The sequence below is a fragment of the Salibacterium aidingense DSM 18341 genome (assembly GCF_000429685.1).
Classification (GTDB): domain Bacteria; phylum Bacillota; class Bacilli; order Bacillales; family Marinococcaceae; genus Salibacterium; species Salibacterium aidingense.
In genome coordinates this window covers 1-20,263 of sequence record NZ_AUCI01000034.1, presented here as the reverse complement: position 1 = coordinate 20,263, position 20,263 = coordinate 1, and the positions used below count along the sequence as shown (strand labels likewise).

Sequence of the window (20,263 nt, the reverse complement as noted above, 5' to 3'; positions counted from 1 at the left end):
CCTAGACCTCCCTTGCTCTTATCTCCCGATGAAAATCTTCATGCCACTGCTTAATTTTCCGTTTCCATCTCACTTCGGTTTGACGTTCTTGATCAGGAGTCATATTCCCCATAACATTGATAGTTGTCATTGGGTTAAAATTGTACGTGTTCCCACCTCGTTGAACGTTCATCGAGGTTCCTGCTTCTTGACCAACACCAAGCATCCGCCCGGTTTCTCTCCAAATTCCAAGTGCGCGGTCCCTATTTTCATCGATGGGGATAGCTGCTTCACGTCCATTCTCGGCAAATGTTGCTACGTGCGGCTCGTCAAAAATGCCACCTTCGGCATGCCCAGGCATATCACCGGATGAATTGTATGTTTGATTAAACCCACTCGTAAAATGATCAACCCGATCCTGCACAAAATTGACGCCCCCACTCACTCGGTCAACTATCCAACTACCCGCTGCCCCGAGTCCTTCTTTCGCTGAATTGAAGCCAGACACTATACCATCAATTGCAGATGAGCCGAGACTTGAAAAAGATGACCATACAGCTCCGATTCCTGCTTCAACTTGCCCCGGTATAGAAGCAACAAACCCTCCTATGTCTGAAGGGATGGATCTCATCCATTGCATAGCATTCTCATGGGCGGTTTCAAACCAAGCACCGAATTCCTCAGGAAAGCCAACCAGCTCCGAACCAACGCTCCCGGCTATCTTACCAGCTTCCGTGGCTGCGTCACTTGGGAGATCAGAAAGAAAATCTATGGCTTCCTCTTTTGCATCCTGCATCTTATCAGGGATAGCTGAAAAGTCTACATTATTTGCTATCGATTCTCCAATTTTACTGCCACCGAAATAGCCTCCTATACCTCCGACAGTGCCCCCAATAGCCGTGCCAACACCTGGAATTACTGAACCTAATGCTGAGCCACCAGCTGCACCGGCTGCCGCCCCACTCCATCCGCCAGCTGCCGAGCTAAGTGCTTCTTCTCGATCTTCGCCAGGGGCCGAAGTGGAAATATCATAGATGTCCATGGCTGCGCCCACAGGAGCCAAAGCACGTCCACCCCATTTGGCTGCACCACGCACCGTATTCATGATACCTCGGCCTGCACCTTCGGCACGACCCTTAAGGCTGCCAGATTGACCACGGCCGTCACCTGTTTTGCCTCCAAATCCGCCTGAAGTTAATTTCCCTAAACCATAACCCCCGATAGCACCTAACGTCGGCATTAGATTTCCCAGCACTTCAGCAAATGGTCCAAAAGTTCCTGCTGTCGCCTCATCCAACCAAGAACGAGCTTCTTTCCCTTTTTCCATGAAATCATTCCACATGCCGTCGTTCTTTTGCTCCACATCATCAATTGTTGCGGAGAAATCGTTCATGGAATCGTCCATGTTGCTTATAACATCTAAAATATCACCTTGTTGTTCTTCGAACATTGCTCCATATAGTTCACTTCCAATTCTAGCGCGATCTCCATTGTTTTCTAAGTTTAATAATTGATTATTAATATCCAGATAGGCTTCTCGTCCCTGGGTCCCGCCACTTTGGATTCTAGATATCCATTCTTCTGCTTGGGTTTCAGAACCACTTAATTCCTCTAAAGCGCCTACTTTTTCTTCGTCTTCTTGATTAATTCCTGCAAAAAATTCTGAGGATAACGAATCCGCAAAGCGATCCATTACCCTTGGATTAACTTCTCCAGCAGCAATCATAGGTCCAAAAGCATCTTTTGCATTCAAACCTACATCAGCTATATTTCTTGAAAATTCATCAAAATTATCAAGCATTTCTTCAAATGAATTATCTTCCAATCGTGTTGCAGCTTCAGAAAACAGATTTATTGATTCCTCAGGTCTAATATTAAAACGATCAGAGGCAAGTGAAGCTGAACGGCCAACCTCATCTACATCTGCATTTCTTACATCTGCTAAATTGGCGATGTCTTCACCATATTGACCTGTTTCAAATCGACGATATGACTGCTCAACAGCATTCTGAGCTTCCTCTCGATGTATATTCGGTATGCTTTCCCATACATCCTTAGTCTCCTCGGTAAGCCGATCCGCTACTTCCTGATCGATATTCAACGAAGCCATAAAATCACGGGGCATTTGTTGGAATGACGCAATGTCACCGCCTACTACTGAACCTGCACCGAATCCACCGATACCGGATAATACGTCTTGAAGATCGAGTGCTTTATTCTCGACATCCTGTAGCTCTTCCTTGGCCTGGGAGCCATTAATTTCCGGATCCGGCATGCTTCTAATGGATGATTGGATATCCTCGGCCGCATCGTTAATATCTTGCAGCTGACGTATAGGCTGCCCGGCACTTATATTAGGATCAGGGATACTCAGGATATTGCCACGAACATCAACAATAGAGCTGCTCACCCGGTCCATCGAGTTTCGGGCACCAGCGCTCGCACTATCTATCCGCTCACCAAACCGATCAACAGCCGATCCAGTTTGGTTAAGGGTACGATCCATACCTGAACCAGTGCGATCAAATTGACGTCCCATATTCTGAATATCTCTATCAGCATTGCTGACTTTATCTACAAACCGATCCGTTTGTTCATTCGCGTTTCTTATGGCCCTGTCGTTGATATCCCAGCTAATGCCGATTGCCAGGTCTCTAATTCTAGCCAATTATATCCCTCCTTCCATAAAAAAGACGCCCCGGAGGACGCCTGTTAACTATTCAACTATATCTGCTATGACAGCAGGTATAGAAATGTCCCATCCTGCTTGAGAAGTGTAGTCAAATGTTCCGTAAACTTCACCGTAAATAGTGACCTCATCTTCCTCAACGAATTCAGTATAATCATCATATTCGACATAAATTACGTCGTCATAGTCATAACCATAATTCGTTTTTGTAACTGCAAGCCTCATATAGGTCGTATTATCACTTTCTTGTATTTCAATAATTTCACCGGTATAGGTTACATAAGTACCTGCATGCTTATCTGGATTTTTTTTCAATCTAGCGAAGTCTAATTGCTCAGCGTTTTGTTTTTTATTATCTAACTTCAAGTCTTCTATTTCTTCAGCGGAATAAGCATTTTCAATTGATATATTACCTAAATCAATCGATTCTATTAAAAACCCACTTTCGGTATTTTCAATTTGCGCGTCGTTTTGTATGGTATAATTGTTAGTGAAATATTCATAACCTTCGTATTCTGATGATAATGCCTCATCTCTTTGAGTCCCAAAACTTGCCACCACTGGATAATCTCCATTCTCTACGTACTCTTGCTCACTATTATCCTCAAAATCTCCTAATGTTATTTCAAACTCACCATTTTTAACAGTCGTGGAGTCAGGAACTAATGCGTAATCCTCATCTCCATTACCTAATAAGGCAAACGTAATTGATGCACCATCGACTACGTTGGTTTCTCCTGCTATAGTTACGACATCGTTTTCCTTGTTGTATTTCAGGGTCTCTGCGGATAAATACAATTCTTCTTTCGGTTCTTCTGTTTCTTCCTCTTCTGATTCATTATTATTGCCTTCAGAAGATTCAGTTGATTGAACTTCTTCTGACTGTTCTTCTTCAGCTGGTTCAGAATCTGAGCTTGTTTGTTCAGTTCCTGGATCAAAAATCATAGCAATTATAAAAGCCGCGAATGAAACCCCAGCATAAGAAACAAATTGCTTAGCAGGCTTTTTTTGAAACTTCCTGACTAGCGCCCAAATTAAGAACACAATCGTCCCTAAAAACCCAAGCACGCCAATTAATGCAAAGATAAACATAATGACCCCACCTTTTGTATTATGACTTTAATTTTACATATTTACATGTATTTCTACAATTGGTGGGGCAAATTTCACATGTTGTTTTTATTAAGGTAGATGTCTAAAGCAGCATTAATCTCAAATAACTCATTCATATCCATGTTTTCAGCTCGTTCCAGTGATATAATTCCAGCTGCCACCGGTCGCCAAAACACCCAATCCTTTTCTACCCGTTGGTAAATCTCCTCGTAACTATCCGGCGTTAAGAAAGGATTCGCATTCGCTGATCAACTCACCTAAATCCTTAGTATTATCATCAAAGTCATCGATTTCAACGACAGGATCAGCAACCACGTTTTCCAGCATTTCATCGTAGTATTTCTCGTTCATTTTCAGGCCAGATCGCGGGTCTCTGATGCGGTCCTGCAGGGATACATACCACCTAGCACCTGGATGCTGCAGGGTATATTCTGTTCCGCCAATAGTTACCTTTTCTTGTTTTGCCATGTATATGACCTCCTTGAATAAAGGGGGCATCGCAGCCCCTTGATTAACTAATTTCTTGATCGTAGTCTGCAACAATAATATTCCACTGCTGCTCTTGCTCTTCATTACTACGTTCAATCGATGCAGGCTTCTCGATCCAACATTCATTACCGCCAACATTTACTTTATTAGTGTTTCGATCAATCAATTCAGCCTGAAAAAGTTCAGTTGACTTCGCCAAACTGTTTAAAAATCCAGAGTCAGGACTCGTTTGTTTGATCGTAGTAGAAATGTTCCCTCTGGGGTCCGCACTCCGAGTACGAGAAACAACACCCTGAGCACCTACATGTGAGCTGTAGTTATTGTTTTGTTTCTCCGCTGTGATAAACGAACCGCTGGCAAATCCGGTGATGATTCGACCGGCCACCACCAACTTTACTTGTCTTGGATCATACGTTTCCATTCTGCATCCACCTCCAATTTAGTATCGTAAAACGCCTCTCACTTTCACTTTGTGTACAGCGCCGGCAATTGTGGCCTCCCATTCAATGTCCGGCAGTATACGATCTTCAAGATCGCTTTCATTGATATCGTTTCTGTCAGGAACTGATAAAGTGAATAATCCATTACCATCATTATCACGAGCGATGATACGGAAGTCGTCCGATACAGCCAGCTTTAAGATGCTTCGTACTGCGGCCTCGACTAGAGAAATACCATCGTCATCAAAAGCAACCTTATCGTTGCTCACAAGTACTTCCTGGACGGCCTCTCCCATACGCGCTTTCAGCCAATGAGTACCCCGCTTAATGTCAATATAAGAACCATCGCTCGTTTGCCCATTGCTTGTTTGATTGTTCCCTTTAACTCGCAGATACGTATTCGCATAATTATCATGCAAATCTCCGATCTCCGTGAGTGATAAGTCCACAGGATCAATACCATTTAAGTTTTTAAATTTCCAGGTGAGGGAGCCTGGATTTTTCCCCGCGCACTCTCCAATCCATGCTGCATCTGGATACGTACTAGGTTCGCTATGATAGAAGACAATAGCATGTTTATTTTGAACTTGAGTAGGAAGATCTTGGCTGTCCGTGGCAGCAAAATAAAGCTTGTCGTGATTATCTATCCAGCTTGAAAGCTCAGTGATCTCCTCGTCCCCTTGTTCAATACTTAAAAGAAAGTACCAGTCATTATCACGCTCAATCAGCCCATTCAATGCAGTTGTTAGCACAGTCGGATCGTCCGGGTCTGTATCAAGATCAGGTTCATAAACAATACCAAAAATGGCGATACGATCTGGGGGTTGGTCTTGATTGAATATAGCTTCCGCCTGCTTATACGTTTCACTGCTAGTATCAAAATCACTTTCCACTTCGCCAATCTCACTGTATTCTTTATATTCGTGATCGCCCGACGTGGACAAGATCAATGGCATGCCAAAACCTTGCTCCGACACCGATGACGACTCTTCAATTATTTCCACATCAACATCACTATACGCCATTTAGCCTTCACTCCTTTCAATTTGTACGGTTTCAATCGCTGGAACCGTCATGGTTAATCGCTCTGTTGTTCTAAGCTGGACGTCAAAACCTTGACGCCTTTCGTAATCATCAGCAATCAAGGTGTCGCGGTTCTCAATACTCCCTGCTTCCACGACGACTAAACCATTACTTTTCAGGTAATCGTAACCTTGAAACGAAAACCAACCATGTGCCTTTTTTGCGAGTTGGAATGCATTATCCGGATCCGTGTCATAAGCAGTAAGAGAAAGCGTGAGCCGCGGAAACGTTGTTTTAGTAACTGCTACATCATCTCCAGCAGCTTCTCTTGTATAAATACCATGCCCATTGTCTGCAATATAAGACGAAGTGAATGCGTAACCCAGAAACGGATACTCTTTCTTGGATGCTATTTGATTATTCATCTCCACCCTTGTACCAAGGTGAGAATATAATTCGGATACAACAGCTTTCCTTACTTCCAGCAAATCAAGCACTAGTCTCACCTACTCGCTTAGCAAAATAAATATACACGTCCGCTAAATCGCCGTAGTCTTTCTCGGCTCGGATCGTGTATCGATTATCTTTGTATTTAATTTGCTGTCCTACTTTCATTGGAAAAGATACGTACACCTTACGATCTTGAACGGTGTATGTGCCAGCCTCTCCATACTTCATCTCATCGTCGTTCAAGGGTAGGATGATGCCTTGCACTGTTTCTTCTACTAACTCAGGAGTTCGATATTTACCAGTTTCCGGGTCTAATATTCGCTCCCCTTCTTTTAGAACAATGAAATCCATTAAATAACGCATAGGCAGTTGCATTACACTACCCTCCACGTGATGGATTGGCTAAGACGCCCGCTGCTTATTAGAGGATTGTCTTTGTTCAGATCATCTCTCTCGAGAGTCATCTTTGATTTAGGCGGTTCCTTTAATTCCTCCATGGTTCGTTGAATTCGACTAACCATCCATGCACCTATTCGTTCAAAGCAGGTTTGCGGTGTGATCCTCAGATTCAAAGCTTGCTCTAGGAGGTTTTCCATGTTTTGCTCAAGCTTCTTTACTTCCTGATCAAATGTACTTCGAACAAAGGAACGTTCGGGTATATTGATTTCTGTTGTCTCTTTCTTTTAGAGGATAGCCTTGATAGGCGAACCACCCGCGCATTTTGTCCGTCACTTCGATATTTGTTCCGTACTCATGCACGCGCGCGATCATAAGCAGGTGAGAATCATCGTCACCAAATACTCCTACTTCCACACGCTTGGATGACAGCTCTTTAATGACACGCAGAATTTGAGGGACATTGTTATTGTCTTTAATCCTCACTCCCACTTATAACACCACCAACCTGAACCCTTTAGCTTTTTGACGGATTCGCTGAAATTCTTGGCCGTATTCTGTAATACCTAAACCGGATCCACTTGTTTGTTCTCGTGGTGATTTGTAAGAAGTTGAAAGATCCCCTATTGTTTCAGTTTCTGGACGACGATAATCAATTGTTGCAAAATGAGCAGCCAAGTAACGCTCCATCTTCTCTACATATTTCGCTGGAACACTGTGTTCCTCGACTTCTAATGCTGCATCATCGATATACATCTGTATAGTCGAGGAATCTAATGAGTTCAGATGCTGAGCAATAGATTGAACTTTTTCAGGAGATGTCTTTGCCATCTACTCATCACCTTCCGGTCCGCCGTCTCCTTCGCCGTCAAGTTGATCCAATTGCTTGTTAATAGCCTCAATCACTGTGCTTCGATCTTCTTTATCCAACCATTCTTCAAGCTTTGACTTGTCGAATGTGTCTTCCACTATCTCGATAGCCGGTTTCGCATTCATATCAACCAAAGATTTCTCTTCATGCGCCACGATTTCGCCTTTATCAATCCATTTCTTTGCAATCGGATGGGAGGAAAATCGCTTAAATTCTTTTTCAGTAATGTCATTAGTACCAGGCAGCAGAGTGGCCCCTGCTGCATGACGGACGTATTTACCTTTGTTGTGTACTAACATTAAACACCATCTCCTCTCACAATAGCCATTGGATAACGAATAACAACACCGCCGCACCGTTCCTCGACAGGAACCTTATAACTCGGGTATTTATATTCTTGCTCATGCCTCATAATATCCATTGGAACTAGCAATTGCACCACTTCATTAGAACTATCAAAGACCAAGAAGGAATCCTCTCCGTTATCTCCTTGTCCTTCTAAATCGGATGTACTCTGAATGGTTGAGAACCAGCCTTGGTTTTGAATGTACTGGCGAACCGTTTGTCCAGTGTATTGGTTATACTCTTTTTCCAACTCCTCCAGAGCGTCTGGAGTAACTACAAGAGTATCAGGGGTATGACCCGGGAGCCGATTTACTTTCGACCGTGCTTGTCGCAAATCAGCAACAATTTCCTTCCCATTCTTGTCTGCCCATTGTGTAGAGTCCCCGGCTTCATTTTGATCAAGGGCACTTGTCTGGATGCCTTCTGCATTAGTAAAACCAAGGATGTTATACGTCTCATCGCCGATCCATGCAAGTTTGTTTTCCTTTTCTGCAATCGCACGGCGCGCTGTGGCTGCTTTTGTTGCTTCGATTGGTTTGTTAGCCATACGAGCTTGTCTAAGCTCTTGAACGGATACTCGGAAAGCCGCAGCTATAGAGTAAATCTGTACGGTGTGGCGCCGCATATCGGCATCAACTAACGCTACGTCGTCTGCGCCGGAAGCCAGGATTTTCGCCGCCCCGCTACGCGTCATAACATCATAACTATAAGTCTCCGCACCATCCGGAACATCGCTTTTAACATTTACAAGGGTTCTTGCAATGAGCTCCTCGCGTTTTGGTTCATAAATCGTATTATCTACAGCCTCTAGATCTTCGGGACGCATCATTGCATCATATTTCATAGGCATGTGCTTTCATCTCCTTTTTAGTTAGTCCGTTTTCACTTATGCCGGCAGATTAATTTCTACTTTTACGAGTTCACCGCTATTTGCAGCAGACTTAAACATTGCTCCCGGGATCGCTGTCCCAACTGTATTACTTTCCCCATCTGTTTCAGTGGCGCGAAAATTCCCTGTTGAATTATCTGCATATACCGAGTCCGCCGGCGTTACATCATCCTCGACTTCTACCCATATCGTTCCTTGCCGGATGACTGCAACTGGTTCATTTGCACGGTATTTCAAATCATCGGGATTCTCTTCGGTGTAGTCAGTGTATTCTCGTGCGAGTGTGATACCAAAAGGAGTACCACCCGAGAAAGTAGTCACCCTCTCCCCAGATGAACCGGCAAGTTCAACGGCCATCCCATATTTAATGGCTGCATCCGCTGCCTTGGTGTCCGCTCGATAATCCGGATACTCAGCCAGTTTCCCTTTTGACGCAGCTTCTTGCATGTACTTGTTATATTCGGTGATTGCCATGATCACTCATCCTCCTTTAATTACTTAGAGTCTCGCAGGTTCAAGCGCTGTTGACGTTTTTGGTCCAGTGCATCGCTTGTGTTAGTTTTCGTGAATTTCATGTTATTTTGCCCCGTTGCTGTCTGTACTGAATCTTTAAGAAAAGACATCGTTGCATCGTAACGAGCGTTAATATACTCATCGGATTTATCCTTAGCCTCAAACTTTTCATCCTGAGCTTGAATAACAGCGACTTTGATATCAGAATCCGTTCTACCTTTATATTCAAAGTCCTCAGGCAAATGTTCCCTAGCTTCATCCAATAAAGAAAGACGGGCCTCTACAGCGTTGTCAATCGCGTCCTGTTTCGGCTCCGCCTTCTGAGCGTCTTCTAATTCTTTTTTCTTTTTATCTAGTTCCGTTTTTTGAGCGTCATAGTTAGCTACAGTTGTATCATGGTCTTTCTTTAGTTGATCATAACTGTCAGCTTTGGCCTGGAGCCCCTCCACTTTCGATTTTACTTCACTAGGTACTTCAAATTCTTGTTCATCGATTTTCAATTTTGCCATGGTGGATCCACCTCCGTTTTGTTTTTGATTACTATCAATCTGCCAGGCATCCGAGTCGCCCCTTATAGCTGCTTCAGGCCCCACTCGACCCTTATCAACGATAGCAATATGGTTCACATCAACCTGCGTCTGTCTGTACTGATACCGTTGTCCGTTGTACTCGCCGTCTTCTGCCACAAGCTCCGTTTCAAATCCAAGGCTGATCTCACGCTTATCCTCTTCTCGGATCTTTCGAATCAGATCCTCATCGAAGACCGTAAACGTCACCATTACACCGTTATTTTTAACCTGGGCATCACTGTGAGAAAAACCTCTGCCATGCACTTTTACATTCTTAAGATTAACGGGTTCTCGGGGATGATCATCCGTTATCGGTTTTGCGTTACAGCTCATTACAGTGCGGTCGGAATAAATATCTTCCAGATGTTTCAATTCATACTGCACGGATCCATCCCCTCGCTGGTATGGATAAACGCCTGGCTTTGTTACAACGGCACGCACTGTCAGATATCCCTCGTCTGTTTCTTCATAATCAAGCACAAACGAGCGATCATAACGCTGTGTCTTCACTTTTCGTCACCCCCTTTCGATTTGACTTTCTTTCCAGCTGTAGGGGATTGGAAATCGTAAGAATCTTCGCCTTCTTCAACAGGCCGTAAATGCTTCTCTATTCTTTTTAAAGAATCGCCAATTTGTTTCAAATGCTTATTTGTCTCTCGTTCTACAGACATAAGATCACCACCTTTCTATTCAAACTCAAAGAGCTCTTCCTCCAAGGGTTCAGCTACACAACGACAGTTATAATCGGTACCCGGATAAAGTCCGTTGGCGCCGTCTTTCCAAGTAAATACTTTGTTGTGATTTTCTTCGTGCGAATCACGAACGCGGTTATCATTAGCGGTTCGCCATCTAAACTTCTTTAAACCCATCTCTTCTTGACGCTTTTTTGTTAAATCTCCATAAATAGATCCGGCCTGATCACGAGCTATAAATTTAGCCCGGCTTTTACTTACTCCAGATGCTCTCTTGATCTCAGACGCCATATCATTCAAAGATTTCCCACGTCTGACGCCTTGGATGATGACAGTTTGTACGCGGTTATGGTACTCACGTTCAATAGATCTGATATAACTGACATTTTCTTTAACGGCGGTGTTCATGAAGGACTCAAGCCAACTATTATTTTCAATAGGGTCTATGCCTATTACTTCCTGGAACTGCTCTCGAAATCGTTCTCGTTGCCTTCGATTCAGGGCTGCCACGAATTCCCCTGCTACCTTCTCAATCACCGCGGCGCTTAATATTTCTGCCGATGCTGCCTCAATCTCTTCTAGGATAGATTCAATCTCGGAAAGCTCGTCCTCATCCAACGTTAAGGAGTCATTGCGTTCACGGTAAGCATGGATTAGTGGCTTGATTTCATTCTTCCATTTCTCCCAGATCAGCTTTCTGTTTTCATCAACCAACTTCTGGAGTCGGCGTGCATACTGAACAGCAACGGCAGTCGGGAATTGTGAATTAGGAACCGGCATTGCCGTTCGCCTCCTGAGCCTGCTGAATCATTTCGTTGACCTCTGCTGCCTCTTCTTCCGAGTAATCGAGCTCTCCCATCAGGCTTTCACTATCAAAGCGTTTTTCTCGAACTTCGTCTGATGTAATAACCATGTTTTTAAGATAGATAGCATCTGTTTCCGCCACCTTTTTGCGGATATCAGCATCCGTTTGATCATCCAGTTTCCAGAGTGGATTGAACTTCACGTTCCATTCGAAGCTATCCGGGTCAATTTGACCGCCAGCTTCATCACTTGCCCACAAAAGAAGTCGGACCAAGTATTCAATTTTCGGTCTAATGAAGTTCTCCTGAATCCCGGCGATTCGAGCGTAATAGTTCAGGCTATCATATTGAGCGCCGCTAATCGTTCCAGCTTGCTGTCCTAACAAATGAGATTTCGGCATTCTAGCTGAACCAGATAAAAGCTCCCAAACGAAGGTTAGGAGCTGTTCGATACCTTGGACTTGTGTCGTTTCTTTACTCAGCGTTTCGTTCTGACCAATAAGAGCAAGAGCTTCCGTTCTAAACATATAGTCCGTTAACATCTGTGTTTCTCTCAGTTCTTCTCTGGATAACTCTTCTGCCTGATCCGAGCTGAACACTTTAAATGTGTAATCATATAAAATCTGCCCTACAGACCAAACCGCGGTATCAAATACCGTCAAGATATCCCACATCGGTTCCAGCATTGGCTGTCCCCAGTGGTCATCCTCCAGCTTTTTGGTCTGAAGATGCAGAAGCCGAGAGCGGTGTACATAGCGTGACATCTCAGCAAGCATGCCTGAGGAATTGACTTGATAAAACTCAACATCCCCATAATTTGGACTGAATGGATCGTCTATCACTTCAAACTTTGTGATTTTGTTGCTGCTAAACCCATGCAGATAATCAATTTTACGCAGTTTGTTCACGTTCAGTGGATCCTGCAGGTCCCATCTCCCTGTTTCGGCAGAGCCTATAGAGACAAAGCCATCGCCACGTAGCCTGTCAAACCCAACCATTTTTTCAAAGGCTTCCTGTGCATTGAGTTTTTGCAACTTCTGCTCCAATCCTCGGGCCAATCTTTCATCCTTCATCTCCAACGTGATCCATTCCCTTGTTGCATCTTCAGCAGGGATATCGATGATGTTCTGGACGATTTGGTTGTTCGAATACATGCGCGTGATTTCCTCGGGGCTCACGTAACGGCGGCCACTTGGCTTTTGTTTAGTGAGTGGATCACGTTGCCCAGCTTTCCCGCCACCAGCCATAAAATCATTCTTATATTCTTTTGCGCGGTCCAGTGTCGTTTTCTTTGCCATCGTGTTCACTCACCTTATGCCAAGTTTTTGTACCGTTCTTTCAGTGACTTCTTGCCTCGTCCATATACAATCGTATTAACAAAGTATCTATCCGCATCCATATGATGGTCATTAGCCTTAACCGGTTTATCTTCCCCTCGGTTTCCGGCCTTTTCATCCCAGATGTAAGAAGAAAATTCTCGGAATGTCTCTTTGCAGGATTCATCATAGAATATCTCGCCTTCCCGTAAGGCATTGGCCATATTTTGAATCCCTTCCAGCACTTCGTTCTTTGCTTCTATAGCCCGCAGTCGATTTTTCTTTAATAGAGCTATAAATGGGGTGGCGCTTGGATCTATAATAACGCCAGATACCCGGACATCTGATGTGAATGATAGTAAATCATCAAGATAATCCTGCGGCGTTTTCTGTTTGTTTTCCTTCCGTCCATCGTAATGGTATTCCCGAAGCTTGTACCAAACGCCCAAACGTAAACCCCACAAGCCAAAAGCTGTGGGGTTCTGGGTGCCGTAGTCCGCCGACACATAGTATTTATCAAAACGTTTGAAGTTCACCTTCATGACATGCTTCTCTTTGTTGAACATGTCAAAAATAACGCCTTCTGCAAGCACCCATAATCCAAGGATAAAGCGCTCGTAAAAAACACCGCTGAACATCCTCTCATAGCGCTCTATAACCTTTTGGCTCAATGAAGGATTATCCTGCATCATGAAGTGAAGATGGACTAAATTCTTTTCCTCCAGCTGGTCTAAATAGTTTTCTTTAAACCAGTGATAAGGGCTTCCCGGGTTGCAGTTGTACCAGTATTTCGAACCGTCCACCGAGCAACGTGCTTCCGCCTGGCTGACAAATGACTCCGGCATGAGTGCTACTTCATCGAAGAACATCCCGGCCAATGTGATACCTTGAATAAGATCCTGGCTGCCTTCGTCTTTACCACCAAAGATATAAAAGTAATTGGTCTTCCCTTTATAGCTTATGGTCATGAAGTTGTCAGCTCGGTGATCCTTTACCCGGTACCCTCTGGACTTTAGCATACGCTTCAGAGGACGGATGACGTTTCTCCGAAAAGAGCCGATGGTTTTGCCGGCCATGCCCAGGTTTTCATCATTAAACGTTTCCATGCCCCACATCACATAGGAGAGCGACATGACCACTGTTTTCCCGGCTCGGACGGATCCGTCGCAGATAATGCCGTCTTTATCAGATACCGGCGATTTCGGATGCCACCACGTCAGGACTTTCTTTTGCTTCTTCGAAAACGGCTCGAATTTAAACAGCGCGGGCTTCTTTTTATTCTGTGTTGTCGTCATCGTCCCACACCTCTTCGACGGCATTTCCTAATGCATCGATAAATCCATCATCTTCATACTCCCCTTCATCCACATTGGCTTTGGCTTTATCTAGATCCAGCTTATCTTGACTCAATTGCATTTCATGCTGCATCTTCTCCAGCTGCAGCCGGCGCTGATCATCTTGGCCGGATAACTGCAGGAAGTCTTTTATCAATGATCGCAGCTCAGACATCGCTCTGGACTGAGCCGTCATTAGCGTTGCATGTTTATCCCAAGCAAATTGGATCTCATACTCTTCCTTGCTGATATCCATTTCCTCACCGCTGACAGACTCTGTTTTTTTAACCTCTTTGGTCATGTCGTCCTGGTCTTCCACATACATAAGCTTCTGTGCCCTGGCTATCGCTGTATACTTAATAACGATATTCTCCCAAAGCATATCGACCGGCCCCTTCGAGGATATTGCATCGACAATGCCAAGCGTCTCCTCATCATCGGGAAAAATGGTACGAAAAAAACCGTGTGAGGTAGCGTTGTCGTTTCCGACTGGAGCTCCTCCACGGTTTCCGATAGCGTTTTTATTTCCTTGTGGCGCACCTGCTTTTTTTGTGTGCACCCCTTCTTCTTTGGGTGCACCCTTTTCCCTGTTCCATCCATGTCGTCTTTTCCATGACTTCACGGTATTTACAGAGACGCCGTATTTATCTGCTATGTCCTTATACTTCATGCCTTTCAAGTAATCCTGCTCGGCTTTCTTATGGTCCGCTGCCATTTACATCCTCACCCACCTCCACGTTCCATTGAGTTGTTTTGTTAGAAAAGCATCTTTATAGGCTAATTAATGCTTATGGTACTCTTCCAGAGATTCATAGTATTCTGCTTCCGCATCTAATCTCGCTTCCTCTTCGGCCATTAGTGCTCTGGATTCTAATTCATCTAAGTACGTTTCGTACTCAGTCAAACCAACTTCTCTAACTGCTCTATCAAATGCTTCTTTGAATTCAGAAATATTGTTATCAAAGAATTCTACTGATTTTTCAAAAGTAATACGAAGATCACGAATAAATTCTAAAAATGAATCTTCGTCAAGTTCAACTGTAAAATGCATCAGTTGGTTCCTGAAATACTTCATTTCTACAAGCTTATCGTATAACTCTAGCGACATTTCCCATTTCCCATCTTTCAAAAAATTTAAAGCCTTTTGAAGGTTAATTGTATGTATACTAGGATTTATTTCCATAATATTATCTGCATTTTCTTCTTCCATTCTTTGTTTAGCAGAACTATATTCTGCTTTGTTGCTGAAAATATTTTCTTCATTTTCTTCTCTAATTACATATTTCGCAAGCACTTCGACACCATGCACAAATGAAAATAAAGCATCCTTTATTTGATGGTTTTCAAATTCATAGTCCTGATAATAATTAAGCAAAATATCTCCTGCTACTTTTAAAGAATCAATTCCATTTTCTATTAAGCTGAAACGCATATTTAATACCCCTCCTTGCTAGTCATTTATTCTGCACTAAATAACGTTTTCCTTCATCAGTCATTATTGGCTTGTTATAGTGAACCACCGTTGCCACATCTCTTCCCCCTCTTGAGATCTCTACGTTATCCAACTTCCCTGTGTCTTTCAGAAAAGCTGCCGCAGTCACCCAGTGATCTTTTGAACTTTGATGTTTCCCTCTCTCCGGTCTCGAACCTTCGTCTATTTCCTCTAATACCCCCATAACTACTTCATTGACTGCATTTACTCTTTCGGCCCCTGCATTTGTCAAACCCGCTCCGTTCAATTGCGGTTTATCATCCGCGTAAAAAACATCTTTGATAAGATTATTTTCCAAGAGCCATTCTGCAGCTCCTTCGAACTGTGTACTATCCACACCATAACGTTTCTCTGAGCTTGGACTCACGTTTTCATAAATGTCTAGAATAATAAGAAATGGCAAAGTTTCTTTTTCCATTAAAATCCCTCCTCTCAACAAATTCTGAGTAGAAAGGCATGATTCCTTCATCATTCGTTCGTCAATTATCGACATTAAGCCAATAACTTAAACCAGTAAAAGGCTACGATCAATGATGCTGCTAAACTCAGAACTCCCGTAAATATGGGAGGGATCTTACATGCTTTCGAAATAAATGCAACAATAATACCGGATAAAAACATAAATAACAGCAGCGCCCCTAGTTTCAGCGCAATTGCATCAATAGCTGTGGCATCCACATTAGAAAAACCCATTATAATAGTACCTCCTTACAACGAATTATAATTCGACATGAGGTACTATTTTCCTGCTTATTTAGTTTTAAAAAAAGGAAAAACCTCCCTTTTTGTTGAAATAGTTCTATTAAGAAAGGAGGTGAAATTATGCGGAGAAAACGAGCTCCATTTAATGACAAACGGTTCATCGGCAACACCAACTCAAATGAAGTGCATGATTTAGACAACGAGGATCGTTATGGCGAATGTAATATTCCTTTAATAAGAGACAGCCATGTGAAAACATTTTCTCCAGACACTCATGCTCAAGCAAAAAGAGAGGGGTTTGACAACTGTGCGAAATGCATAGGAAATTCAAAGCATTAAATTATATGCTGGCAGAGCGCTTTGACTCTGCCAGTAACCCCAAATCACGTTTAAAAGGAACTTTGTTCACTTTATGCCATTTCCTACAATCCTCCATCGTTATGCAGCCTGTTTTCAATAAGAGATTCCAAACTCTATCATGTTCTCCTTCTGCATAATAGTAAGGATAAGGACGATAGCCAAGATCCTCTGCCAAATGAATACTGTCTTCCCTTATTAACACAATAGGTGGCTGGTGGTGCCCCTTCCATTCTCCATATGCATTACTCCATGTGTGTATTTGTCCTGCTCGGCCATGCCCACAACAAGATGCTAACGTTATCACGCTATTATCGTTAAGAAATTTAATTTCATCAGCAATGCAAGCATCAACTGGTACAACCGATCTATTTTGATCAGGATTTATTATATTGACATTTTTATATATTCCATATAAACACATCACGTTCACCTCGTTTTATTAATATGTCCGAGGAGAACAGAAAATTATGAGCAAAACCTGTAATGAATTTCCGCTCCGTTCCTGCCTCCCATTCTAACAACCAGAGATTTCTTTTGCGAAATCTGTTTCTTCTGGAACATTTGGAACATCTGGAACATTGCCTGCAATTTTATCAACAATGGACTCTCGAATACGGTTCACATGAGAATGAGACAACCCCATATGCTTACCAATCCACCGCAAAGATTTGCCCTCGAGTAACCAATGCAGCACCTCAACTTCACGATCGTCCGTGATCAGATGAATACGGTCTTGAATAAGTTTTACCTTTTTCTCATACTGAGCGACCTTATTCCAGCGCTTTTCACGCCTGGCTGTCTCTTTAGCCACCGGATCACTCTGACCGCCGCCCTGCGCTTTCGGCATGACGGATTCAATTCCGTATTGCGCTGTGAGCTTCTCTCCGGCGTCCTCCATCGAATCGCGGAGCAGTTTAATGCTGTTCATCATCCAGTGGTAATCTTTCAACAGCGCTTCGATTTGTCGCTTATTCATGGAATCGCCCCTTTATTTCTGCTTAATCGCTCCACCATTGCCGCGGCCGTAAGTCGGTCTATTCACACCCATGAGTTCCTTTAGGTCTTTATCAGTGAGCTTCTCTTTTGGTTTCTTTTTCTTCATGCTCTCCCTCCTCGGTTGCAAAAATAGGGGTCGTTTTGCAGATTGGTTGCAAGTGGGTTATTTGCTCCAATAAAAAAGAGGACGCCAAGATTACGGATGTACCGTAAATCTCAACGTCCTCCAGTGGGCTGGTAGAACTTATATTTTCTTTTGTAGTTTTTGTTTTGTTTTAACGAAACTATCAATTTCGTATTTGAAATCCTCTAACATCTCAATATTCCCTTCACTTCCTGGCAGACCTTCCATCCCAGCCTTGATATTTTTCAGTAAAGCTTCTATAGTAGATTGAAAAGAAATGAACTCTTCATAATATTCCTGTGGAACATGTCTATGATCTATAGCACTAAGGTGTTGCTTTACTTTCTCAATTCTTTCTAAAGATCCTGCAGTCATATGGTTTTCTTGGTATCCTAATTCAACAATCACCTTACCTAATGAATAAAAACGTCCCCCTTCGCTTTCAATTAAAGTCAACACTTTCACAAAATTCTTATTGTCTTCCTGGTTCTTTTTCTTTTTGTCGTAAACTATCTGCCCACCCATAACAAATATTGCTATCAAACCTGTAATAATTGCACCGATCAACGCCCCTAAAAAGCTAGGATCTTTGAATAATGGACTCGTACTTAATATAACCATCATAACCACCTATTTTAATTAAACTATTTGTTCCTTTATTCAATTAACGAATACCTAGTTTGAATTTTCCGCACCTCTCAAAACTCTTCCCCCTCATCAAACCTTACCCGCTTTAACTTCCCTTGATGGGTGACTACTTTTGTTTCTCCGTGATGAGGCAGAACCGTCTGCTTAGCTCTCCCTTCTGAGATCATCACCAAAACGGGTTTGTCGTATGCTGTAGCATCTAGTTCTATTTTACCTGTAGCTGTATTAATTTCCAAGTCTTTCATTCTCATTTGGACCCCTCCCTGATATACTTGCTGTAGGGTCAGCCGTTCCGAGAGGGGCGGCTTTTTTACTATACTTTTTTTATAGCCACGACATCAAAATCAGTATCTACATAATCCCATTTTCCATGATCCATATTTGCTTCCTGTATGGCATTTTCATCAATAGTCGGATCATCAGAGTCATGATAATCACCTTCCACTATGACCTTTACCTTGTGTTCCGTTTGAATCTTCAATTCAACTTCATACTTTCCCATGATCTTCCCTCCTCTTCGGCCACGTGAAATCTGATTTGCGTTTTGGCTCCGACTTGTACAACTGGCGCTGAGGTTTCTCCTCAAGTCTTCGCTTCTCTTTCTCTGTCATCTTCCGAGTCACAATGTGGCCGGGAACATCGGTTTTGGTCACTTGCTTCTGCCACGCTATTTGATCGTTCATAGAAACGCCTCCTAACTTGTTACTTTTTCCACGTGCTTGTCTACCACAGCTAAATAATCCAACGGAACACCTCTGCCCTGGTTCACCTGATCAGCGTATATCTGAAAGTCATCAATAGGAATCGACTTACGCCCTCCCCGAGCCGCATTTTTAACCGCCAGAGTGATCAGAGAGAGTGGCGTAAAGAATATCTCCCGGGTGTCTCTAAATTCAATCAGCAGGAACACAGTGGCCCCATGCTGCTCCGCATTTTTTAGATGCTGCAACTGGTGGTCATGGATGTTTTTAAGCTCAAACCGCTTACCGGAAATGCTCTTGGCCTCGAATTCTATTGGAATTCCTGCATAAATACCGGAATAGTCTACGCTGGATTTCTGTTCATAAAAGCCTTTAAGTACCTGTGTGCCTTTTGATTTGAGAACCTTAACCGGGGTTGGGCGCTTCGATATCAGCGCCAGCCCCTTGTTTTTATACTGAGTATTAGCTATATTGACAAGATTCTCAAAAGCAATGCCTCTGTTAGCCTGTGTTTGCTTCATCCTTTCCACCTTCTTTTACTATTTGAAATAACGCTTTTCCACTGGGCGTCACCACATATCCACCGCACTCGCATTTCACATTTTTTATCTCGCCTATGAAATGCGTATTGTTCAAGTCATGCTGCTTGGAACAAGACCAACAATAATTAATTACTTTCACTTTTCTCTTCCTCCGCATCCCGAATTTTCCGCCAGCACTTCGGCCCGTACCCGCGCTCAATTGACTTCCGATCTTTCAGTTCTCGACCGCATTTTCCGCATTCCATCAATCATTCCTCCCTTTCACAAGACCATTCGCTCGCTTCCAGTTAAGTATGGCAGTCCGACTGACTCCATACCGCCGCGCAATATCCATATCTGACATCTTTGCTGATAGTTTTATATACTTGTTCGTATCCATGTACTGGTCAAGTATGAGCGCCATCTTTCTCAGCTCCTTTCGCGTTTTCGTCGAAATATGAATTAAAACTTAACGATATAGGTTGGATACAAATTCAATTCTTTTTTGAATATCCTCTACATTTCCTTTGAAACAAGCCCAAAAATAATTAGACAAAGTCCCAATTCAAACATTTCGAATACCGTAGGTAAGGAATACTGCATTAGGAGGATAATATATGGAGAATAATTATCAGACTCACCATATGCCCGATCATCTTGCCTGGCATGAAACGTTAGAATTACATGAATTAGTTGCTTTTCAATCCGTTGGGCTAATGAAGTTAAAAAACGCTTATCCTAAAATAGAGGATCAAGAACTTAAAAATTTGTATCAACATGCAATTAATGGATTAAGCTCAAACATTCA

General features: G+C 43.0%; 32 protein-coding genes and 1 pseudogene. 2 read left to right on the top strand and 31 right to left on the bottom strand.

The annotated features are described in order from the left end of the window. Position 1: 1 nt before the first annotated feature. From G475_RS0120510 to G475_RS0120405, 22 genes are all read right to left on the bottom strand, one after another. Positions 2-2,647: a phage tail tape measure protein gene (locus G475_RS0120510; RefSeq protein ID WP_026702863.1), complete on the bottom strand. Its 2,646-nt coding sequence runs from the start codon at positions 2,645-2,647 to the stop codon at positions 2-4. Positions 2,648-2,695: 48 nt separating this feature from the next. Next, a complete protein-coding gene (locus tag G475_RS0120505; RefSeq protein ID WP_026702862.1) occupies positions 2,696-3,760 on the bottom strand; it encodes a hypothetical protein in 1,065 nt (354 codons plus the stop codon). A 74-nt stretch (positions 3,761-3,834) separates the two neighbouring features. Then, positions 3,835-3,957, bottom strand: a complete 123-nt coding sequence (locus G475_RS27930; RefSeq protein WP_267880116.1) for a hypothetical protein — start codon at positions 3,955-3,957, stop codon at positions 3,835-3,837. 37 nt (positions 3,958-3,994) lie between these two features. Continuing rightward, on the bottom strand, positions 3,995-4,249 hold the full coding sequence (locus G475_RS0120495; protein WP_026702861.1) for a hypothetical protein: 255 nt from the start codon (positions 4,247-4,249) through the stop codon (positions 3,995-3,997). Between the two features lie 43 nt (positions 4,250-4,292). After that, complete coding sequence (locus tag G475_RS26565; RefSeq protein WP_051302792.1) at positions 4,293-4,691, bottom strand: phage structural protein; 399 nt, start codon at positions 4,689-4,691, stop codon at positions 4,293-4,295. Between the two features lie 18 nt (positions 4,692-4,709). Beyond that, positions 4,710-5,735 (bottom strand): DUF3383 family protein, encoded by a 1,026-nt coding sequence (locus tag G475_RS0120485; protein WP_026702860.1) that lies wholly within the window; start codon positions 5,733-5,735, stop codon positions 4,710-4,712. Further along, positions 5,736-6,230, bottom strand: a complete 495-nt coding sequence (locus G475_RS26560) for a phage neck terminator protein (protein WP_051302790.1) — start codon at positions 6,228-6,230, stop codon at positions 5,736-5,738. It lies immediately after the preceding gene. Beyond that, positions 6,223-6,558: a hypothetical protein gene (locus G475_RS0120475; RefSeq protein ID WP_026702859.1), complete on the bottom strand. Its 336-nt coding sequence runs from the start codon at positions 6,556-6,558 to the stop codon at positions 6,223-6,225. The genes G475_RS26560 and G475_RS0120475 overlap by 8 nt, the downstream gene beginning before the upstream one ends. Before the next feature lie 249 nt (positions 6,559-6,807). After that, positions 6,808-7,071: a hypothetical protein gene (locus G475_RS26550; RefSeq protein ID WP_051302786.1), complete on the bottom strand. Its 264-nt coding sequence runs from the start codon at positions 7,069-7,071 to the stop codon at positions 6,808-6,810. Next, positions 7,072-7,410, bottom strand: a complete 339-nt coding sequence (locus tag G475_RS0120465) for a DUF4054 domain-containing protein (protein WP_026702858.1) — start codon at positions 7,408-7,410, stop codon at positions 7,072-7,074. Continuing rightward, a complete protein-coding gene (locus tag G475_RS0120460) occupies positions 7,411-7,749 on the bottom strand; it encodes a hypothetical protein (RefSeq protein WP_026702857.1) in 339 nt (112 codons plus the stop codon). Next, positions 7,749-8,624 carry a DUF2184 domain-containing protein gene (locus G475_RS0120455; protein WP_233275824.1) on the bottom strand — a complete coding sequence of 292 codons (876 nt, stop codon included), beginning with the start codon at positions 8,622-8,624 and terminating at the stop codon, positions 7,749-7,751. Before G475_RS0120455 ends, G475_RS0120460 begins: the two co-directional genes overlap by 1 nt. Before the next feature lie 57 nt (positions 8,625-8,681). After that, on the bottom strand, positions 8,682-9,158 hold the full coding sequence (locus G475_RS0120450; protein WP_026702855.1) for a structural cement protein Gp24: 477 nt from the start codon (positions 9,156-9,158) through the stop codon (positions 8,682-8,684). A 20-nt stretch (positions 9,159-9,178) separates the two neighbouring features. Further along, complete coding sequence (locus tag G475_RS0120445; protein ID WP_026702854.1) at positions 9,179-10,276, bottom strand: DUF2213 domain-containing protein; 1,098 nt, start codon at positions 10,274-10,276, stop codon at positions 9,179-9,181. Continuing rightward, positions 10,273-10,437: a hypothetical protein gene (locus G475_RS27410; protein WP_156911827.1), complete on the bottom strand. Its 165-nt coding sequence runs from the start codon at positions 10,435-10,437 to the stop codon at positions 10,273-10,275. Before G475_RS27410 ends, G475_RS0120445 begins: the two co-directional genes overlap by 4 nt. A gap of 15 nt (positions 10,438-10,452) precedes the next feature. Continuing rightward, a complete protein-coding gene (locus G475_RS26545; RefSeq protein ID WP_026702853.1) occupies positions 10,453-11,238 on the bottom strand; it encodes a phage head morphogenesis protein in 786 nt (261 codons plus the stop codon). Further along, a complete protein-coding gene (locus G475_RS0120430) occupies positions 11,225-12,559 on the bottom strand; it encodes a DUF1073 domain-containing protein (protein ID WP_035712193.1) in 1,335 nt (444 codons plus the stop codon). Before G475_RS0120430 ends, G475_RS26545 begins: the two co-directional genes overlap by 14 nt. A 14-nt stretch (positions 12,560-12,573) precedes the next feature. Next, positions 12,574-13,872, bottom strand: coding sequence for a PBSX family phage terminase large subunit (locus tag G475_RS0120425; RefSeq protein WP_026702851.1), 1,299 nt, complete (start codon positions 13,870-13,872; stop codon positions 12,574-12,576). Continuing rightward, positions 13,853-14,626: a phage terminase small subunit gene (gene terS, locus G475_RS0120420; RefSeq protein ID WP_026702850.1), complete on the bottom strand. Its 774-nt coding sequence runs from the start codon at positions 14,624-14,626 to the stop codon at positions 13,853-13,855. Before terS ends, G475_RS0120425 begins: the two co-directional genes overlap by 20 nt. 66 nt (positions 14,627-14,692) lie before the next feature. Next, positions 14,693-15,343, bottom strand: a complete 651-nt coding sequence (locus G475_RS0120415) for a hypothetical protein (protein ID WP_026702849.1) — start codon at positions 15,341-15,343, stop codon at positions 14,693-14,695. A gap of 22 nt (positions 15,344-15,365) precedes the next feature. Next, positions 15,366-15,821 (bottom strand): hypothetical protein, encoded by a 456-nt coding sequence (locus G475_RS0120410; protein WP_026702848.1) that lies wholly within the window; start codon positions 15,819-15,821, stop codon positions 15,366-15,368. Positions 15,822-15,895: 74 nt separating this feature from the next. Then, positions 15,896-16,096: a hypothetical protein gene (locus G475_RS0120405; protein WP_026702847.1), complete on the bottom strand. Its 201-nt coding sequence runs from the start codon at positions 16,094-16,096 to the stop codon at positions 15,896-15,898. A gap of 129 nt (positions 16,097-16,225) precedes the next feature. Here G475_RS0120405 and G475_RS0120400 point away from each other — a divergent pair, with 129 nt between their 5' ends. After that, on the top strand, positions 16,226-16,444 hold the full coding sequence (locus tag G475_RS0120400; RefSeq protein WP_156911826.1) for a hypothetical protein: 219 nt from the start codon (positions 16,226-16,228) through the stop codon (positions 16,442-16,444). A gap of 1 nt (position 16,445) precedes the next feature. Here G475_RS0120400 and G475_RS0120395 read toward each other — a convergent pair whose 3' ends face one another. The 9 genes from G475_RS0120395 to G475_RS28120 form a co-directional block, all read right to left on the bottom strand. Continuing rightward, complete coding sequence (locus G475_RS0120395) at positions 16,446-16,886, bottom strand: hypothetical protein (protein WP_026702845.1); 441 nt, start codon at positions 16,884-16,886, stop codon at positions 16,446-16,448. 93 nt (positions 16,887-16,979) lie between these two features. Further along, a complete protein-coding gene (locus G475_RS0120390) occupies positions 16,980-17,441 on the bottom strand; it encodes a helix-turn-helix transcriptional regulator (RefSeq protein WP_026702844.1) in 462 nt (153 codons plus the stop codon). Between the two features lie 264 nt (positions 17,442-17,705). Further along, positions 17,706-18,209, bottom strand: a complete 504-nt coding sequence (locus G475_RS0120380) for a hypothetical protein (RefSeq protein ID WP_156911825.1) — start codon at positions 18,207-18,209, stop codon at positions 17,706-17,708. A 74-nt stretch (positions 18,210-18,283) separates the two neighbouring features. After that, complete coding sequence (locus tag G475_RS0120375; protein WP_026702842.1) at positions 18,284-18,484, bottom strand: XtrA/YqaO family protein; 201 nt, start codon at positions 18,482-18,484, stop codon at positions 18,284-18,286. A gap of 62 nt (positions 18,485-18,546) precedes the next feature. Beyond that, positions 18,547-18,735 (bottom strand): hypothetical protein, encoded by a 189-nt coding sequence (locus G475_RS0120370; protein ID WP_026702841.1) that lies wholly within the window; start codon positions 18,733-18,735, stop codon positions 18,547-18,549. Beyond that, positions 18,722-18,916 (bottom strand): hypothetical protein, encoded by a 195-nt coding sequence (locus G475_RS0120365; RefSeq protein ID WP_026702840.1) that lies wholly within the window; start codon positions 18,914-18,916, stop codon positions 18,722-18,724. The genes G475_RS0120370 and G475_RS0120365 overlap by 14 nt, the downstream gene beginning before the upstream one ends. A gap of 11 nt (positions 18,917-18,927) precedes the next feature. After that, positions 18,928-19,455, bottom strand: coding sequence for a Holliday junction resolvase RecU (locus tag G475_RS0120360; protein ID WP_026702839.1), 528 nt, complete (start codon positions 19,453-19,455; stop codon positions 18,928-18,930). Next, a complete protein-coding gene (locus tag G475_RS0120355) occupies positions 19,436-19,615 on the bottom strand; it encodes a hypothetical protein (protein WP_026702838.1) in 180 nt (59 codons plus the stop codon). Before G475_RS0120355 ends, G475_RS0120360 begins: the two co-directional genes overlap by 20 nt. Next, entirely contained in the window at positions 19,602-19,721 is a 120-nt protein-coding gene (locus tag G475_RS28120) for a DUF6011 domain-containing protein (RefSeq protein WP_407636218.1), read from the bottom strand. The genes G475_RS0120355 and G475_RS28120 overlap by 14 nt, the downstream gene beginning before the upstream one ends. Positions 19,722-20,072: 351 nt before the next feature. Between G475_RS28120 and G475_RS0120340 the strand changes: the two are divergent. Then, a pseudogene (locus tag G475_RS0120340) lies at positions 20,073-20,263 on the top strand (spore coat protein); the annotation flags it as partial.